Annotated in this window: 14 protein-coding genes, 1 pseudogene and 1 riboswitch; of the genes and pseudogenes, 12 read left to right on the top strand and 3 right to left on the bottom strand. The window is 43.8% G+C overall.

The window, feature by feature from the left end:
- Positions 1 to 48: 48 nt before the first annotated feature.
- Positions 49 to 146, top strand: a riboswitch (TPP riboswitch).
- Between the two features lie 74 nt (positions 147 to 220).
- Complete coding sequence (gene thiT / locus MHB50_RS15550) at positions 221 to 793, top strand: energy-coupled thiamine transporter ThiT (protein ID WP_340084149.1); 573 nt, start codon at positions 221 to 223, stop codon at positions 791 to 793.
- 517 nt (positions 794 to 1,310) lie between these two features.
- Here thiT and MHB50_RS15545 read toward each other — a convergent pair.
- Positions 1,311 to 1,703 (bottom strand): thiol-disulfide oxidoreductase DCC family protein, encoded by a 393-nt coding sequence (locus MHB50_RS15545; protein WP_077113593.1) that lies wholly within the window; start codon positions 1,701 to 1,703, stop codon positions 1,311 to 1,313.
- Positions 1,704 to 1,844: 141 nt separating this feature from the next.
- Between MHB50_RS15545 and MHB50_RS15540 the strand changes: the two genes are divergently transcribed.
- From MHB50_RS15540 to MHB50_RS15495, 10 genes are all read left to right on the top strand, one after another.
- On the top strand, positions 1,845 to 2,402 hold the full coding sequence (locus tag MHB50_RS15540; protein ID WP_077113592.1) for a thioredoxin family protein: 558 nt from the start codon (positions 1,845 to 1,847) through the stop codon (positions 2,400 to 2,402).
- A 241-nt stretch (positions 2,403 to 2,643) separates the two neighbouring features.
- Entirely contained in the window at positions 2,644 to 3,603 is a 960-nt protein-coding gene (locus MHB50_RS15535; protein ID WP_340085353.1) for a carbon-nitrogen hydrolase family protein, read from the top strand.
- A gap of 321 nt (positions 3,604 to 3,924) precedes the next feature.
- Positions 3,925 to 6,093, top strand: coding sequence for a Xaa-Pro dipeptidyl-peptidase (locus MHB50_RS15530; protein WP_340084148.1), 2,169 nt, complete (start codon positions 3,925 to 3,927; stop codon positions 6,091 to 6,093).
- Between the two features lie 241 nt (positions 6,094 to 6,334).
- Positions 6,335 to 7,351, top strand: a complete 1,017-nt coding sequence (locus MHB50_RS15525; protein ID WP_340084147.1) for an ABC transporter ATP-binding protein — start codon at positions 6,335 to 6,337, stop codon at positions 7,349 to 7,351.
- The gene (locus MHB50_RS15520) at positions 7,326 to 8,291 is read left to right on the top strand and encodes a dipeptide ABC transporter ATP-binding protein (protein ID WP_077113589.1); all 966 of its coding nucleotides are present in this window, start codon (positions 7,326 to 7,328) and stop codon (positions 8,289 to 8,291) included. Before MHB50_RS15525 ends, MHB50_RS15520 begins: the two co-directional genes overlap by 26 nt.
- 50 nt (positions 8,292 to 8,341) lie before the next feature.
- Positions 8,342 to 9,988 carry an ABC transporter substrate-binding protein gene (locus MHB50_RS15515; RefSeq protein ID WP_340084146.1) on the top strand — a complete coding sequence of 549 codons (1,647 nt, stop codon included), beginning with the start codon at positions 8,342 to 8,344 and terminating at the stop codon, positions 9,986 to 9,988.
- Between the two features lie 154 nt (positions 9,989 to 10,142).
- Positions 10,143 to 11,144 carry an ABC transporter permease gene (locus MHB50_RS15510; RefSeq protein ID WP_077113588.1) on the top strand — a complete coding sequence of 334 codons (1,002 nt, stop codon included), beginning with the start codon at positions 10,143 to 10,145 and terminating at the stop codon, positions 11,142 to 11,144.
- Positions 11,145 to 11,225: 81 nt separating this feature from the next.
- Entirely contained in the window at positions 11,226 to 12,077 is an 852-nt protein-coding gene (locus tag MHB50_RS15505; RefSeq protein ID WP_236017041.1) for an ABC transporter permease, read from the top strand.
- A gap of 144 nt (positions 12,078 to 12,221) precedes the next feature.
- A complete protein-coding gene (locus tag MHB50_RS15500; RefSeq protein WP_340084145.1) occupies positions 12,222 to 12,371 on the top strand; it encodes a hypothetical protein in 150 nt (49 codons plus the stop codon).
- Positions 12,372 to 12,432: 61 nt separating this feature from the next.
- A complete protein-coding gene (locus tag MHB50_RS15495) occupies positions 12,433 to 12,693 on the top strand; it encodes a peptidylprolyl isomerase (protein WP_340084144.1) in 261 nt (86 codons plus the stop codon).
- 698 nt (positions 12,694 to 13,391) lie between these two features.
- Here the strand turns inward: MHB50_RS15495 and MHB50_RS15490 are convergent.
- Positions 13,392 to 15,062 (bottom strand): annotated as a pseudogene (locus MHB50_RS15490) (Xaa-Pro dipeptidyl-peptidase); the annotation flags it as partial.
- 733 nt (positions 15,063 to 15,795) lie between these two features.
- Between MHB50_RS15490 and MHB50_RS15485 the strand changes: the two are divergent.
- On the top strand, positions 15,796 to 18,036 hold the full coding sequence (locus tag MHB50_RS15485) for a M6 family metalloprotease domain-containing protein (RefSeq protein ID WP_340084143.1): 2,241 nt from the start codon (positions 15,796 to 15,798) through the stop codon (positions 18,034 to 18,036).
- Between the two features lie 256 nt (positions 18,037 to 18,292).
- Here the strand turns inward: MHB50_RS15485 and MHB50_RS15480 are convergent, their stop codons facing one another.
- The gene (locus MHB50_RS15480; protein WP_340084142.1) at positions 18,293 to 18,835 is read right to left on the bottom strand and encodes a hypothetical protein; all 543 of its coding nucleotides are present in this window, start codon (positions 18,833 to 18,835) and stop codon (positions 18,293 to 18,295) included.
- Between the last annotated feature and the right edge of the window lie 101 nt (positions 18,836 to 18,936).

The raw sequence follows: 18,936 nt of genomic DNA, 5'->3' as shown, positions 1-18,936 counted from the left end.
TATTGAAATTTTTCAAAAAACGATTACAATAAAGGATAGTAGTTGAATCGGCGTGCCAGGGGGAGCTTTTGGCTGAGAGTGGATTCGTTCCAGACCCTTAGAACCTGTTGGTTAATTCCAGCGCAGGGATGGTTATTTGAGGTGTGAAGGCAATGGAGTATTTCATTGTCTTTGTTCCCCTATGGTTACGGTCGGTTATTACATCATAGGGGGTTTTTTTATGGGAAAAAAGATGTCTTTACGCATTTTGATCGAGGTAGCGATCTTTGCGGCATTTGCGATGATGCTGGACATGATTCCATCGATTCAGGTAACGCCGGCGATCAAATTTTCGTTTGCCATGGTGCCTATTTTTATTGTGGCGCTTCGTTGGGGGGCTAAAGCCGGTTTTGCTACAGGTTTTTTGTGGGGGATGTTGCAAGTAGTTTCCGGGGAAGCCGCGGGACAAATATTAACGCCTCTGCAAGGATTCATTGAATTTTTCGTTGCTTTTAGCTTTGTTGGAGCGGCAGGATGGTTTGCGCCTGCAGTGCAAAAGGCTGTATGGTCTGAAGGAAAAACAAGGCTCGTACTGCTCTTGTTTGCAGCGATCTTTGTTGGCGGCTTTGCCAGATATACTTGGCATTTCATAGCCGGAATCATTTTTTGGGGTAAGTTTGCACCTTCGGGTCAATCCGCTTTTCTTTATTCACTGATTTCCAACGGCACTTCTTACATTATCTCTTCATTGGCATGTTTTATCGTGATCGCTTTGCTCGTCACAACGGCGCCCCGTTTGCTTCAAGTAAAATAATGGAAAAGGTAGAAAGCAGCGGCACAACCCACGGCCAAAGGGCTTGCTGCTTATTTTTTGTGAAAGTGAAAGTTCGGCTAAATCGTGTACTAGGGAATACGGAGGCTTCTATGATTAGCTTGTGAAGGATTTAGAAAAAGAATGATCGGGGGGCGAAGAAAAGGTCGTCAGAGGGGAAGTCCGCTCCCTCTCCCCGACTTGAAAGCGCAATATTGCTCTTGGCCCCGGCAAGGGCATGCCAACGGCGGCTTCATGACAAGACCGCTTTGGTGCTTTCCGGCGGTTGTATTCAGGGTGGAATGTTGGGAATATCGGCCCGAACAGTTTGAGCTTGGTCAAACGCCTGTCAAGTTGTATTCAGGGTGGAATGTTGGGAATATCGGCAGACAAACAGCCTCTTTCAAGAGTCTGGAATGAAAATAAAGCAAAAGCCGGAGGGAGCGCCATTTGAGCGAACCCCCTCCGGCCAAGTGCCGCTTTTGAGTCAAATCCGAAGTGGATGTGACAAGTTCTTTTGCTACGATAAAAATCGGGCGCGTATGTCCGGCGGCGGAAGCATACAGCTTTCTTTTTTGCCAAACCATTTGTAACGGTTTTTCGCAATCAAGTCATAAAATAGATTGCGGATTGGATAAGGAGCGACCATCAATGGATATAACCATTTCCAAGGTGCGTTCAAATGGCTGCATATCCGCAGTGCTGCTGCCGATTTATAGTACACTTTGTTTTCGTCGATTAACATCATGCTGTCGATATGGGCAGGTACATCCTGGGCTTTTAATAATTTTTGGCCGATGTCGCTTTGTAAAGAAGCAAAGTGAATCTTTCCTTCTGGATCGTTTTGAATGATAAATTGGACACTGGCATCACAAAAATGGCACTCGCCGTCAAACAATACGATGGGATGCATCTTAACACCTCTTCCAAATGGAATCTCTTTTTACTTTAACCGATTTGGCGAAATTGAAACAACGGAAGAATGCGGTTTGGTTTACACAATCTATTTTATTGAAGTACTCTTAGTATAAAAGTGGAAAAGGAGATGAAGAGAATGGATTTACATAATTGGTATGAAAAAGGGTTGACGCCGGATGAATATATCGAAACACTTGAATATCACAAGGACGGCTTTTCGCGGGTTTATGATCAGTTTACTCCCCCGGAGGATGAACGCTTTTTTCAATCCATAAAAGACAAGCAATTGCGGGTCATTGTCTTGGCAGAACCTTGGTGCGGACATTGTATGCTGAACATCCCTGTTTTGCTCCGTTTGGCTGAAAAAACGGATATGCCGGTCCGCTTTTTGCTCCGGGATCAAAACTTGGAACTGATGGACCGATATTTGACGAATGAAAAACGAATTATTCCGATTTTTATTTTTATAGACGAAAACGGAAATGAAGTGGCGAAATGGGGACCGATTACAGATTTTACAAAAAAGTTTGTTGACGGGTTCAAAAAAGACTTGCCGCCGAAGGATGATCCAGGGTACGATGAAAAATTTAAAGTGATGGTAAAACAAGTGGCAAAATCTTTTAGGGAGAATCCGGACTTTTGGAACAACTCTTATGAGTCTATGAAAACAGCACTATATAACTATAAACCTTAAAAACAATTGGGACAAGCAATGCTCTTGAAGTGCTGCGAAAAGTGAAACGCTAATAAGGCCAGAGCCCGATATTGCATCAGGCTCAGGCCTTTTCGTTTTTGCCAAAGGTACAAAGCACTCGGAATTGCCGCAATTTTGGCATCAGTTTGCCGACAGAAGGTAGCCAGATATGCGGGAGAAACATCTATATCAGAGGGAGATGGTGGAAATATATTTTCCCGGAAAGAAAAGTGGAAGGATGATGATTTTGCAGAAAAAAAGACAGTGTCAAGTCGCTGTTGTTCAAGCCGGCGCAGAAGTGATGGACAAAGTGAAAGGGGTCGAAAAGACGGTCCGGTTGATCAGAGAAGCGAGCCAAAAAGGGGCCAATATCATTGTGTTCCCGGAGGCGTTCATACCGGCTTACCCAAGGGGTATGTCCTTTGGAACGGTGGTAGGTTCCCGGTCTGATGAAGGGAGAAAGGATTTTTTTCGGTATTGGAACAATTCCATTACAGTGCCTGGAGAGGAGACAGTAGAAATCGGCAAAGCTGCCAAGAAGGCAAAAGCTTATGTTGTGATAGGGGTGATTGAAAAAGAAAGTGAATCCAGCCAGGGGACGCTCTATTGCACAGCGTTGTTTTTCGGCCCGGATGGGGAGCTGTTGGGAAAACACCGCAAGCTGAAGCCTACTGGGGCGGAGAGACTTATTTGGGGAGAAGGTGATGGAAGCACATTGCCCGTTTTTGATACACCGTACGGAAGAATAGGCGCACTCATATGCTGGGAAAATTACATGCCGCTTGCGCGCGCGGCCATGTATGATAAAGGTGTGCAAATTTACGTCGCGCCAACCGCTGACGGAAGGGATACGTGGTTTTCCACGATGAGGCATATCGCGCTGGAAGGAAGATGCTTTGTTTTGTCATGCAACCAGTATGCCACAAAGAGTATGTATCCGGAGGATCTTTCTTCACGCAAGGAATTGAACGAATGGCCGGAAGAACTCACCCGCGGGGGGAGTTGTATTGTGAATCCGCTGGGCGAATTTATTGTTGAGCCAGTGTTTGGAAAGGAAAAGATTCTCTACGCGGAAATCGATCTGGATAAGATTGCCGAAGCGCAGTTTGACTTTGATGTCGTAGGCCATTATGCGCGACCAGATATTTTCCAGCTGACTGTGAACGAACAAGAGCAAAAAAACACAGTTTGGATCAAGTAGAACGATAGAAATCCTTTCAGGAAATAGGTATTACTTCTTGGAAGGGTTTTTATATTGCAAAGGTAGACATGGGGCTATCTGCACCAAAAGATTTAATCCGGCGTGTTTTGATGACGCTTTTTTAATCTGCTTCTTTTTTCAGCCGTTCTGACCATGTTATGGCGTTTTCCTCACTACAAGACTAATGTCGATTTGGGAAATCTAGCATTCTCGTAAAAAAAATTTGTAAAATATCCCAGATAATTAACCGAAAAGACCCTTTTCTATCAAGAATATTTAAATTATTATGAAAATATAAATAAAAGGGAGGGAAATGATATAATGCGTTGGAGTACAAGTAGAGTGGCCCTTAGTCTAGTATTGTCTCTTTTGTTAGTGCCGTCGTTTTCCCACCTCGACAATGATAAAGTATATGCCGAGCAGGTAACGGTTTCTGGACATGAATTGGAAGATGGCGTCACACGGCCCATCTATTCTTATTTGGACGCCATTAAAGAAACCGTTTTCATTCAATCGGAATTGGACAGTGATGAAAATGGAGAGCCGGATCGGATTGCGATTGACATTATGCGTCCAAAAGAAACAGAGGAAGGATTAAAGGTGCCCGTAATCATGGAGGCAAGTCCTTATTATGAAAAGTTGGGACGAGGTAATGAGTCCCAAGTAAAAGATCCGGATGGTTCCGGAACAAACGAAATGTTCCCTTTATTTTACGACAATTACTTCGTTCCGCGGGGATATGCGGTCGTGTTGCTGGATATGGTGGGAACAAACAATTCCGATGGCTGTCCCACAACAGGTGGATTTGAAGAGACGGAAAGCGTAAAAGTGGTCATCGAGTGGTTAAACGGAAAGGGAAAAGCGTTCGACAAAGAGGGAAATGAAGTGAGTGCCGATTGGTCTGCTGGAAAAGTGGGAATGGTCGGCAAGTCTTACGATGGAACCTTGGCCAATGCAGTAGCCGCCACGGGTGTAGAAGGCTTGGAAACGATCGTGCCGATCGGTGCCATCAGCAGCTGGTATTATTATTATCGTTACGAAGGCATTCCGTTTTACCGCAACGGCCCCAGTGGTTTGGCAAGCAGGGTGACAAACAGTAAAAGGGTGCGGCAATGCGCACCGATCCACGAAAGAATAAGAGTCGCCGCTGATGATGAAACCGGAAATTACAATGAGTTTTGGGATGAGCGCAATTACTATAAAGATACAGGCAATGTCAAGGCAAGCGTTTTTATGATTCACGGATTAAATGACTATAATGTGAAAGCGAACCATTTTTCCAAATGGTGGGAAGCGTTAGCTGAAAACGATATACCGAGGAAATTATGGCTTACACAGACAGGGCATGTAGACCCGTTTGATTTTAGAAGAGCAGAATGGGTACAGACACTTCACCGCTGGTTCGACTATTGGCTGCTGGACATAGAAAACGGCATCATGGATGAACCGATTTTAGACTTGGAAACAGGTCCGGGTGAGTGGGAAACATATTCCAGTTGGCCGTCTGAAAATTCAACGTTTGTCAGAGTACGACTTGCTCCAGGAAATGAAAGCTTGCCAGGCACGCTGACAACTGGACCGGTGAATGGAGAAGCTGTCCAAACATTCACGGATAACCCGGATCAAACTGACATGCAGATGGTGCAAAATGAATTTACAGTAAAAGAGGACAGACTCATCTTTTTGTCTCCGGAACTTCAGGAAGATGTCCGGTTAAGCGGTGTTCCCGAAATAGATATTCGAACGGTCGTTGATAAGGAAAATACGAATCTTACAGCGCTGATCGTAGATTATGGAACAGATGTAAGGGTAGATCATCAAAGCAGTGATGAAGGGATCCGGACACTTTCCAACAGAACGTGCTGGGGTGAAAGTTCTCCAACCGACAGCGCCTGCTATCTGGAAACGGAATTAACAACAATTGAATCCCCCTATGAAATTGTGACACATGGATGGCTTAGCGCCAAGAATAGAAAATCGCTTGAACACCCTGTCTTTCTGGAGCCTGGAAAAAATCATCGCATCAAATGGGAAACCCTTCCAGAAGATTATGTATTTAAAAAAGGCCATCGGATTGGAATTGTCATTGCTGGAAGCAATAAAGGAAGGCTCCTTACGGACCCAAACCGTGCTGCATTTCATGTCCATCTAGGAAAGAGTTTGGTAGAATTGCCGATCGTTGGAGGCAGAAAAGCTCTTGAAAACGCACTTGGAGAAACAACCCCAACAACCGCAACAGAAATTCTATCGCTTGTGGAGAGTTTAAAAGAGGATGGCGAGTTTCAAAATGAAGAGGAAGCCCGTGCTTTAACTACTCATATGGCGGCAGTTGAACTTTATGAGAAAAAAGGGCTCGGTGATAAAGTAGCGAAACATATGAATGGATTTATGTTGTTGCTGGACCAGCAACGAAATAATGGGCTAATATCCAATAAAGGCTATTATATGCTCAAAGAAGAAGCTGAATCACTTATTGAAAGCGGGCCGTAGTTTACCGGTAATAGGATGATATTTTTGAAAAATAGTTGTTTCCCGGCAGCAGTCGGCGAGGCGATGCCGGGAAATTTTAAATGAACAGTAACGAAATAAACAAGCGGTTGAAAATGAAAGAAGACACAAATGTTATTGCAATAAAACTTGAAAACTGTGATTAAATAAAGTATATTTAACCTAATCTCATTTTTTACATAATTCCAAATAGGATGGCTTTTTTTAGGAGGTGTGAACATATTTGAATGAAGTAATTTTAGAGATCAATCAATTACATACCCATTTTTTTACCGACACCGGAGAAATTCCAGCTGTAAATGGAGTGAGTCTCAAGATACATAAAGGAGAAGTGCTGGGAATTGTTGGGGAATCAGGATGTGGAAAAAGCGTCACGTCCTTGTCGATTATGCAATTGGTTCCAAATCCTCCCGGTAAAATTGTGGGAGGGGAAATCTATTTTTTAGGTGAAAATCTCGTAAAAGCTTCCAACAAGCGAATGAGAAAAATAAGGGGAAATGAAATCTCCATGATTTTTCAGGAGCCAATGACATCTCTCGATCCTCTGTTTACGATTGGAGATCAGATCATTGAAGCGATCCGAATCCATCAAAAAATCAGCAAAAAAGAGGCCCGGGCGAAATCGATCCAATTACTGAAACTCGTTGGTATTCCCCGGCCGGAACAAATTATCCATGAATACCCCCATCAGCTTTCGGGCGGAATGAGGCAACGCGTCATGATTGCGATATCGATGGCATGCGAGCCGAAACTTTTGATAGCGGATGAACCGACTACAGCTCTGGATGTAACGATTCAAGCCCAAATTCTTGATTTGATGAAGAAGTTAAATAAAGAAAACGAGACTGCCATATTATTCATTACCCATGACTTGGGGGTTGTGGCCGAAATATGTGACCGGGTGTTGGTGATGTATTCCGGACAGGTTGTTGAAGAAGGTACGATGCGGCAAGTTTTAAAAGACCCGAAGCACCCCTACTCCCAGGGCCTGATCAAGTCCCTCCCCGTTTTACATAAAAAACAGCAAAAATTGTATTCTATTCCAGGTACGGTTCCACAGCCGAAAATTGGAGCGGTTGGATGTCATTTTGCGCCGCGATGCGAGTTTGCATTTGATCGCTGTTTTGTTGAAACGCCAGAATTGTATGCGCTTGCAAAAGGGAGGAGCAGTCGCTGTTTTTTAGATGAGGGGAAGGAGAGTGAACAGGGAGAACATGCAAAAGCCACTCTTGGAAGTTAAGGGTTTAAAGAAACATTTTGACATAAAAGGCGGCGTTTTGGGACGGAAAATAGGAGCAGTGAAAGCTGTTGACGAAGTTTCGTTTCATGTCATGCCGGGAGAGACATTTGGAATCGTCGGCGAGTCCGGATGTGGAAAGTCCACTACCGGCAAGTGCATTTTACAATTGATGAAACCGACAGCCGGAAAAATTCGCTTTGAGGGAAAAGAACTCACCACCATACCACCTGAAGAAATGCGAAAGTTAAGGCGGGATATGCAAATCATCTTCCAAGATCCATATGCTTCCTTAAATCCAAGGCATAAAGTGGAAAAAATTATCACCGAACCACTTCTCGTTCATGGAATGGCATCCGCAAAGGAACGAAAAGCCCGGATGAAAGAACTGCTCGAAATTGTGGGTCTAAGCATGTATCATGCTTCCCGCTACCCCCATCAGTTCAGCGGGGGGCAACGGCAAAGGATCGGCATTGCAAGAGCGCTTGCGAACAATCCGAAGTTGATCATATGTGACGAGCCCGTGTCTGCTCTGGATGTTTCCGTTCAATCCCAAATTCTTAATTTATTGGAGGATTTACGTGAAACATTTCATTTGACTTATATTTTTATCGCGCATGATTTAAGTGTGGTCAAACATATCAGCCATCGTGTTGGCGTCATGTATTTGGGACGGATTGTGGAATTGGCCGAGAAAGACAAACTATACTCAAATCCGAAACATCCCTATACGGAAGCCCTTTTGTCGGCGGCTCCCGTACCGGACCCGGATGTAGCAAGAGAAAGGATTATTTTAAAAGGAGATGTGCCGAGCCCTTCGAGTCCGCCATTGGGGTGTGCTTTTCATCCAAGATGTCCAAAGGCCATGGAAATTTGCAAAATTGAAAGGCCAGAATTTCGCAAGATGGAAGAAGGGCATTTTGTGGCTTGTCATCTTTATTAAATAGAAGGAATAAGCTTTATTAAATTTATTTTATGAATGAAAAGGGGGAAATGGGTTTGAAGAGACGCTTAACTCTTTTACTTTCACTTGTCACGGGACTAGCTTTGTTCTTTGCGGCATGCAGCGGTGGAGATCAGACTTCATCAGATGATTCAAAAGGATCGGGGAAGAAAGAAAAAGATACTGAACAGGTGCTTATTTATGCTCGCGGCGGGGATTCCAGCAGTTTGGACTTTGCCAGTGTTTCTGATGGAGAAACCTCCCGTGTGACGAAGAATATTTACGAAAGCTTACTCGATTATGACAGAGAGTCATTTGAAATCGTACCCAAGCTTGCTAAGGAATGGGAAGTTTCGGAAGATGGATTGACGTATACTTTCTTCCTGGAAGAAGGAGTGAAATTCCATGACGGTTCAGATTTCAATGCAGAAGCAGTAAAAATCAACTTTGAACGTTGGTCCGATCCGGAACATCAGTACAGCTTTACCGATGATGGATATATTTATCCTTTATACGGCGCCATGTTCGGAGGCTATAAAGGGGAAGAGGGACATATCATCAAGGAGGTCAATGTAAAAGGAGATTATGAAATCGAGTTTGTTTTAAATGAGCCGTTAGGTTCTTTCTTGCAAAATATGGCCATGCACTACTTTTCCATAACATCTCCGGCCGCTTTAGAAGAACATGGCTCAAAAATTAACGAAAATCCGGTGGGAACTGGTCCATTCAAGTTTGCTAGTTGGACGAAGGATGACCAAATTGTTTTGGAAAAAAATGAAGATTATTGGAAAGAAGGATTGCCCAAATTAGATAGAGTTATTTATAAAGTCATTCCAGACACCGCCGCCCGCTTGATTGCCCTCAAATCGGGTGAAGTGGACATCATTGATGATGTAAACCCCGAAGATGCCGAAGGCATTGAAGCGGATGAAAATTTGCAGTTATTTACACGCAGCGAAAATAACGTAGGTTACTTGGGATTCAACAATCAGAAAGAACCGTTAAATAATAAGCAAGTACGCCAGGCGATCAATTATGCCATTGACAAACAGTCTATCATTGACGCATTGTATTCGGGCTACGCGACGCCCGCGAAGAACCTCATCCCGCCAACCTATTTGGGGTATAACGATGAAGTGGCAGGGTATGATTACGATCCGGAGAAAGCGAAAGAACTGCTGGAAAAAGCAGGGTATAAGGATGGATTTGATATTGACCTATGGGTCATGCCTGTATCAAGGCCATATATGCCTGACCCAGAAAAGGTAAGCGAAATCATTCAAAACAATTTGGGACAGGTTGGCATCAAGGTAAACATTGTCCGTGAAGAATGGGCGCCTTATTTGGAGAAAACGGCGAAAGGTGATCAAGAATTGTATTTAATGGGCTGGTCGGGCACAAATGGCGACCCGAATTACTTCTTTGACAGCTTGATGCACAGTAAAGCGATCGGAGGAGAGAACAGAAACTTCTATGAAAATAAAGAAGTGGATAAATTATTGGATCAGGCACGGCTATCTATAGAGCAAGACGAGCGGGCCAAACTATACAAGGAAGCGCAAGTACTGTTAAGTGAAGACGCCCCGACAGCATTGTTGGTACATTCCAAACCGCTTGTGGCGGCAAAAAGCACCGTGAAAAACTTTATACCTCATCCATCCACGAGTGATCCGTTGGAAGAAGTAGAACTGGAATAAAGATCAATATGGGGCTGGGACAAAAGCCGGTTCATTAGAAAAAGAGTGGCGCAGACCACACGAGTTGGTGGGGTAATAGAGTCCTTCTATTACCCTATATTTTTATTTTTACAATCAAATGCACTTTCATCAATTTAGGAAATGGGGTGGATGTATGTATGCCTATATTGGCAGGCGTATTTTCGTGCTTATTCCTGTTTTGCTTGGAATGACGATTATTACGTTTGCGATTGTACATATGATTCCCGGAAATCCGGCACAAACCATTTTAGGGGAAGCGGCTAAAGAGTCGACAGTTAAGGAACTGGAAGAAAGATTGGGCTTAAACAAGCCGTATCCCGTTCAATATGGAATCTATTTATCAAATGTGCTGCAGGGGGACTTGGGAACATCTTTGCGGACTAAAAACGACATATTGACTGAAATGCTGCCACGGTTGGGGGCGACTTTTGAGCTGACATTTTTCGCCATCTTATTTGCCATCATTATCGGGGTCAATGCCGGTATTATCAGTGCTTGGAAGCAAAATTCATGGTTTGATTTTTTGGCGATGCTGTTTGCCTTAATCGGTGTATCAATGCCCGTCTTCTGGCTGGCGCTCATGGAGCAGTGGCTGTTTGCCCAAGAGCTTGCATGGCTCCCTGCTTATGGAAGAGAGGCAAGCAAGGATCCCATTACACCCATCACCCATTTATATGTCCTCGATTCTCTTCTGCAAATGGACTTTGAAAAAACGGTGACAGTCTTAAAACACCTCGTTTTGCCAGCTATCGCACTCGGAACGATTCCAATGGCGATTATTGCCAGAATGACACGTTCCAGCATGTTGGAGGTTATGAAGTCCGATTACATTAGGACAGTCCGGGCAAAGGGGGCGGGCACGTTCCTGGTGATTTATAAACACGCATTAAAAAACGCCCTTATCCCTGTCATCACCGTCATTGGTCTGCAGGCAGGCGTATTATTGGGCGGTGCGATTTTAACTGAAACGATCTTTAGTTGGCCAGGTGTGGGACGTTATATATTTGAGGCGATTAATTATCGGGATTATCCGGTCATTCAAAGCGGAATATTGGTGATCGCTTTTATATTTGTCATTATTAACTTGATTGTCGATATTTTATATACCGTCATCGACCCCAGAATCAAATACTAATAAGGGGGATCAAATATGCAAACAAATGTTGAAATGGGGCCCTCAACACAAATTCCTCCCAAAAGGCCCGAGGAACCTGAAATGGGAGCCCCTCCCTCCCTGTGGCGGGATGCTTTGAGACAGCTTAGAAAAAATCGTTTCGCCATTACCGGTTTTTTTATCATACTATTTTTTGTTTTGCTTGGATTCATTGCCCCGTTCGTTACGCCTTACGGATTCGATGAACAAGTCATTTCCGACAGGCTGCAGCCTCCGTCTGCAACACACTGGCTTGGAACGGATGATCTTGGGCGGGATATTTTTACAAGAATTGCGTATGGCGCGAGACTTTCTCTTCAAGTCGGTTTCTTTGCGGTTATAGGCGCATTATTTTTTGGAACGATTTTAGGTGTTCTTGCCGGATATTACGGGCGTTGGGTGGACATGCTTATTTCACGATTTTTTGATATTTTGCTTGCTTTTCCGAGCATTTTATTGGCCATCGCTATTGTAGCCATTTTGGGAGCCTCTCTGCAAAACGCCTTGATTGCGATTGCCATCGTTAATATTCCGATTTTTGGGCGTCTTGTCCGTTCCAGGGTCATTAGTTTGCGGGAAGAGGAGTTTATCATGGCGGCGAGGGCCCAGGGAATGAAAAATGGCCGCATACTGCTGCACCATATATTGCCGAATAGCATGGCTCCGCTCATCGTACAAAGTACATTGGGATTTGGCACAGCCATTTTGGATGCCGCCGGACTTGGTTTTTTGGGGCTCGGAGCGCAGCCGCCATTGCCGGAGTGGGGTAAAATGCTAGCGGATTCAAGGGATTTTATACAGCTTGCGCCGTGGACGTTGATTGTGCCGGGAGTCTGTATTGTGCTCGTTGTTCTCGGGTTCAATCTTATGGGGGATGGACTGCGGGACGTTTTAGACCCCAAGATGAAAAACTAAAGCGAGGCACAGCGAGTAGCTTGGTGAACATTCTTAAGCCCTTCATCATGTCCGCATGCAACGCAAAACACGCAAATAAGCGGTGAAAGTTGTAATGGAAACTGATGTGAGCTAAAAGAAAGATATAGACAGGAATTGTTAAGGGTGTTTGTCAACATTATTGGAAGATTAAATGATAAAGAAATAGATGAAAAGGTGATAGAGAGCAAAGATCAACTGGGCGTCCAGCTTGAGATGTGGCTGGCAAGTCAAGGCTTTCTGGGGGGGAAGGGGCGGTGCGCATCGGCCTTTTAAACGAAAAGACGATATATGTGGTGGCAATATTTGAGAACAAAAGATAAAAGTCTATAAGCACATGAAAACGGAGATTCAGGCTCACCCTATTTTGGTAAAGAATGAAAAGACGGCCAAGGAAATAAAACAAACGTTTGATAAAGGAGAAAAATTTGAAGCGTTGGCAAAACAATATTCTACCGATACTTCCCATGCAAAAGCAGGAGGAAAATTAGAATATTTTACTGTCGGTGCGATGCTGCCGGAATTTGAAGAAGCCGTGTGTCAACAAGAGGGCGAGCCCGTATATAGGCAGGTGGATGAAAAAGCCGGGGACGTATGAGAAAAACGGAGAAGCGATTTTAGCGACACTCCCAATAAAAAAGTAGATCTGAAACCACTCATAGAAATGACGGGAATTGTGTAAGGGTGGATGTATTCAAGGATGTGTTTAAGGCGGATTACGCAAATTCAGAGGGATACATGGTGATTGCCTTTCCTTGCGAGCTTTTCGCCTAGAATAACACTGGCTTCAGCCCTATTATGTATGCGGGCTGAAGCCGGTTCACTTTCTTGAACGCACTCATCTACCGCTTCTTTCAAATGCCTATCGCTTTTGGCATTTTATTGCAGTTGACCGATAAAGATATGAATTTTAGGTGTTCTCGCCCTTTTTTAGAGTCATCAAAAAACTCCCCATCTGTCTGGATCAAGGGGAGGTTTTATTTCATCATCATTTTGGTAATCAAAAGGTCATTGCCATTTTTTTATGAAGTAATCCGTGTCAGATTTCAAAGTTTGATAGGCGCGTTCTGACATATGTCCTTTTTGAAAATAGTGATCAAGCAAAGGGTAAAAACTTTTCATATGTTGAACTACCTTTTCAGCTTTGCCTTGCTGTTCGAAATGATGGATGGATACTAAATGAACCTGCAAGGAACGGGCGGCCTCATTATTTGTAAACTCCCCATCTTTCTCGAATTGTTGTACAGTTTTTTCCATGATGGCCGCGGTGATATTCAGATGTTGCAAGTCACCATCAATTGGCAGGGTTATTTCACTTTCTCCAGGAGATATTGTTATTTTTGTTCCGGCCGGAGGACGGATTGTGAATTCATGGTCGCTTGCAAGAAGAATGATGCCCAGGCGATGCCCCGATTTAAACACATAGTCATCTGGCTGCATATCCCACTTGAATGTATATGCTTGATGAGGTGTTAGTGGTACAGATTGTTCGGCTGATTCCAGGTTTTGTGGGTCCATCCATCCCCGTGTGACGATTTCCGGTTTCGTTCCGCCATAATCGACAAGAAGTGCGGTCAAGTTGGCTACACGCCGGTCAATGCTTGCCTTCAATGTCACTACAGGTGTGCCGCTTAGACGGATGGGCTCTTTTAATACTGGTGAAAGATAAGCAAGGCGATTTTCAGACTTTATTTCTGGTTCTGCCGCAAGCTCAGTTGCTTTTTTCAAGGGGGTATCGGTCAGGCTTTCATGACTCGATGCATTTGCGAACGCTTCGCTGCTGAGAACTCCGCTATCTGTATCGGTGCCTTCCTTAAGATGCAGCTTTACGGAAGCTGCTTCAGGGGCAGGCCAGTCCTCTTGCTGATGCCACGTCAGGTCTTCACGCTGGATGTCGACCTTCGGTTCGTCCATCAATCCGTTTTCAATTCCATATAGCCAGTAATCGAACCATCTATTTTCCGTCTGTTTCCAATTATTTGATGAAACCCCACTATGTCCTCCCTGATGGAGCCACATTTTTCGCGGTATGTTGTTTTGCTTTAGTGCTTCCCACCATTGTGAAAACTGCTTTGTCTTTACATTCCAGTCGTTTAAGCCATGGACGATCAAGACACTTGCTTTGATGTTATTCGCGTCATTCAAATAATTCCGCCTGTTCCAAAACTCGTTATAATCACCTGTTATACGGTCTTGTTTTTCGGTGAGCTGATCAATTCCTTGTTGGCAAATATCGGGATTTTTCCGTGTTAAAACATATTTAGCCAATACGTCGGCATCCTCTCCCTGGTAGCCGCCGGGAGCAACCACGGCGCCGTTTGCCCGGTAGTAATCGTACCAGTTGCTGATTGCCGCTATGGGTATAATCGTTTTCAGCCCTTCCACACCGGTAGCCGCAACGCCGTTTGGCAATGTGCCGTTATAGGAGACGCCAATCATGCCGACATGGCCAGTCGACCAATCGGCATTCACTTCACCCCCATCTTCTGTGAAAGCTTTAGCCCGTCCATTGAGCCAATCAATGACCGCCTTTGTTCCCATGATTTCATGTACATCGCCTACTGTTGGACAGCCGTCCGAGGCACCGCTCCCAATGCTGTATCCTAAAATGACCGCATAGCCTCTTGGAACATAATAATCTCCCAAAGAGCCAAGATTTGCTGCCGACGGCTTGCCGTCGATCGGAACCAAATCCATATCAACGTTGTGAAAATCAACTGGATTTCCGCCGGCCCGATATGGGCTCATTTCATAGATGACCGGCACTTTTATTCCGGGATCTGTATGCGGGCGCATGACACGAATAGCCACGCGGTCCCGTTTACCATCCCCGTCGCTATCTGTTTCTGTTTCAACCAACAAGTTCTCGATGATGGCCTCATCAATGGGATAGATCGGCTTCGTCATTCCGTCTTCTAGTTCTATTTTGGTGTATTCTGTTGCTGTTTCCGGAACAAGTCCATTCATTTTGACTGGTTCCTTGGAGGAAGCAGTCGGTGAAATCTGATTGGCTGAAACTTCGGCGGTGCTTCCCAAAAGGATCATCAACATGAAGAGTGAATAGATGACCGGCCTTTTCATTACCCATCTTCCTCCTTTGGTGAATCGTTCATTTCGGTTTGCTCGTATTGCCGCGCAATTCCTATTTCCTCCCTCGTTAAAAAAATACAGTTTGAGTTATCCATAACATAACACCGCTGTTTAATTTAAACAATTTAAAATTATTAAAATAAATAAAATAGTAAGCAAGTAATCTGTTGTCGTTAGGATATATTGCCTATCATTTGCTTTTATGCTGTTTGGCAAAAGCGAAGCATCCAGTGCATACTCAGCCATCAAGGGAGAACGGATTCTTAAAGCTTTGTTCATACCTTGTAACCTTTTGCAAATGCTTTACAGGTCTTTATCACTATTTTTCATTAAGTCTCTAGAAATGGGTACAGAAAAGGAATAGATGTGATGATCCACACTTTCATTCAGAATATAATCAACATTAAGAATAAAACATCACCTAAACCCTATTTCAGTTGTTATTTAAGAAGAATGAATAATGTGTAAAAAAATGGGTTATAGGCGATGTTCTTATGAACAAAGGACCAGTCAGCCTTTATAGTACTTAAATATCATTCAGTATATTCTCAATTGTCGGAATTAAATTTAAATGGTATGCTTTTGTTAAAAATAAAAGGAGGTTGCTGGTTTGAGGCGAATAAATAGCATTTTTGTTGTTTTAGGTATTTTTTTGCTTTCAGTAGGCCTCACCTCACCTGTTTATGCTCAACAATCCGGGTTGGACACATTTCCGGAACCGGTAGATTCCGAGTCTTGGGTGTTGCCGGAACATATGACATGGGATGACTATCGACCCGTACCAGGGATGGATTGGAACAACGCGAATATTCAACCTGAAAGAGTGTTGAAAGGCGCATTGGTCGTAGTAGACTTTCCAGACCGGGAGTTTATTCTAAGTTCGGAAGAGGGAAGCGAGCATCATGGGAATCCGATCAATGGAAATATTCCCAGGGAAGAGGTGCCGAAGTATTGGGAAGATTTTTTAAACAAACCTCAACCTTTAAACAATCACCGGACAATTAACGAATACTGGATGGAAAATTCTTTTGGAAAATGGTCGGTGGACATTGATGCCTTTGGTCCTTACAGAATGGATCACAACGAATTTGAGTATGGCATGAATGAGTTTGGACAGCAGCCATTTTTACCACCGGATTATACGCCTAAAAGTACTTTTAGAACAGAAGCGATGAATAAGGCAAAAGCCGATATGGAAGCTTCGGGAGAAGAATATGATTTTACATTTATACTGCACGCCGGATATGATGAGTCAGGTGTTTGGCAGGAGTTTGGTGAAATGATGTTTGATGGTCCCGAATCTGTAAGTGATGAATATGGAGCGCCTTCCGAATATCCCGATATGCCAAATTGGGCTGCGACACGGTATGTTCCATGGACTTCATGGGTTGCCGCCAAAGGGATTTGGTCCCACGCTGATATAAGAAATGGCATATCTGTTCAAGGTGAAAACGATGGAATGGGAACCTTCGCACATGAATTTGGACATATTATGCAGTTGCTGGACAACTATAACAATCCATATGCCGACCCTGTTTCCCGCACGTATTCAGGTCCTTGGGAATTAATGAGCCGCGGCAGCTTTAATGGGCCAGGCGGCCCTCATACAAGATGGATGGTTCAGCCAACTTTAGGAGGTTCTGCGCCATCGCATCATATGCTGAGAAACAAGATTAAACAGGGCTTCTTGACAGAAGGCCAATATTTGAACGTCAACCGGGATGAATTGGCAGACACCGGTCCGGTGTTTGCGGACGTCCTTGCCCGCGCAGTCCCGAGCGGTGAGCAGTTTGGCCGGAGCGGCATATATGGCATCAATATCGAAATGGAAGATTTGACGCCGCCCAATTCCTTGCGGGATGATTGGCGCGCCGATATGCAACGGGGAGCGAAATGGTACGACAACTATACCTTGGAAGTGGTAGATCGTGTAGGGTTTGACTCATTTATACCAGACTCAGGAGTGCTGTTGGCCAAAACAAAGAACGCTGAATCCGCACCAAACATATGGGTGATTGATGCAAATCCGGAAGATATTGATCAGGTAGACTTCACGAGACCGAATGGTGAAAAAGCCATGTATTCAAAAGGAGACTATCGTCAGTTGGCAGATGCGTTATTTAAAGCAGGAACAGCGGATGGAGTGGTCAGCGAATACGTTGATGAGCATAACAGGCTCCACTTTTATATTCTTGATAAGAAATATGACGAAGATGGTGTGCTTTCTTACCGGGTGGCTGTCCGGCATTTGGATGGTGCGGGGGACTATAATCGTGGAGTAGAAGCGGTCAAGGACAAGGCGGAAAAAGCGGCTCCCGGAAAAGTGGCCACATACCATTTCAATGTGACAAACAGTGGGGATAGTGCTGACCTATACCGGCTGAATGCGGCAACAGAAGGCGGATGGAACACGATGCTCCAACACGAAGTGATTGAAGTGGCAGCAGGGCAGACAGTGAATGTGCCAGTCTATGTACAAGTTCCGGAAGGCCAAGATTCGCAGACAGTGCTTTCTTTTACGGCAGTATCGGAAACAGATACGAATCAAGCCGTAACAATCCAACGTGTTGCCGGAACAAATGTCACTGCCAGCGATCTAGTTTCGTTGATTCAACAATTTGAGACTGGTGGCGAATTTGCCAACCAAGAAGCAGCTTGGGCTTTAAAGAACCATATGATCGCTGTAGAGCGCTTTGAAAAACAAGGAGAAAATGAAAAGGTGCTCAAGCATATGGGCGGGTTTGAGACTTTGTTAAATAACCAGTTAAAGAATCAATTGATTTCGGAAAAAGCTGGACAAGCCCTTCAGATTTATGCAGATGAGCTGATTGAAAAAGTTGGAAATGAATAATGGTACCTATTGTAAACGATATGTCTAACAAATATGTGCGTCCCTATAGAGGACGTGTCCGGAAGAACAAACAGACATTACCCTCGATTTTTATTAGGCTATGTTAAAGTGTTTGGTTCACTTTTGTGGGGAATTAACAAAAAGGGGTAATTCAAATGACCTTGGCCAACCGCAGAGACGTTACGACTTAGAAATACCGTATTCTAGCAGGAAAAATGAACTTGGAGGAAATGTACCTCCAAGTTCGTTCCTGTTATTACATTTTTTCTACAGATGTAGAGATTTTATGAATAATTTCTAATAAAGGTAATGTCCCATCGACAATGATATCCGAATTTGGCTTTATCGTTTTTAGCATCTCAAGATAACCCCGTCTTCCTTGTGCAATATAATTTTTCATATCCAACAATATATTATCAATAGAATTATTCTTAAAATCTCTCATCACTCTTCTTGCCATTGCGATATCCAAAGGAGTATCAATAAACACTGCGAAATCAATAAATTTACTCATTTTTGTGTGTTTATAGGCGAACGGAAAATCCAGCACAATGTAATCTAGTGGTTCGCTAAGTAGCCCTTCTAAATCTTTAATCAACGGAACCAAGTTCCAATCATCATAATTAGCTCCTCTGTCTACCCAATCGATCATGTCATCTGGACCTTCAAAATTGTAGTGATCAAAATAAAGTACTTTTGAATTTTGTAAGCTCTGGTTTAATTGTGTGGCTACTGTTGTTTTTCCTCCACCAGATACCGCAGCAATGGCAATGACAAGTGGAAGCTTTCCTTTATTCATACATTCACCCTTTATATCTTTTATACTATTTTACATTACAATTGGAATATTTTGTTACTAAACAAACCTAGTTACCATCATTCCTATTTTTTGCTTATCAT

Origin of the sequence: Siminovitchia sp. FSL H7-0308, from assembly GCF_037980985.1 — a bacterium.
GTDB lineage: Bacteria > Bacillota > Bacilli > Bacillales > Bacillaceae_C > Siminovitchia > Siminovitchia thermophila.
The sequence above is the reverse complement of the archived record's forward strand: the minus strand, read 5'-3'. Positions and strand labels throughout refer to the sequence as shown.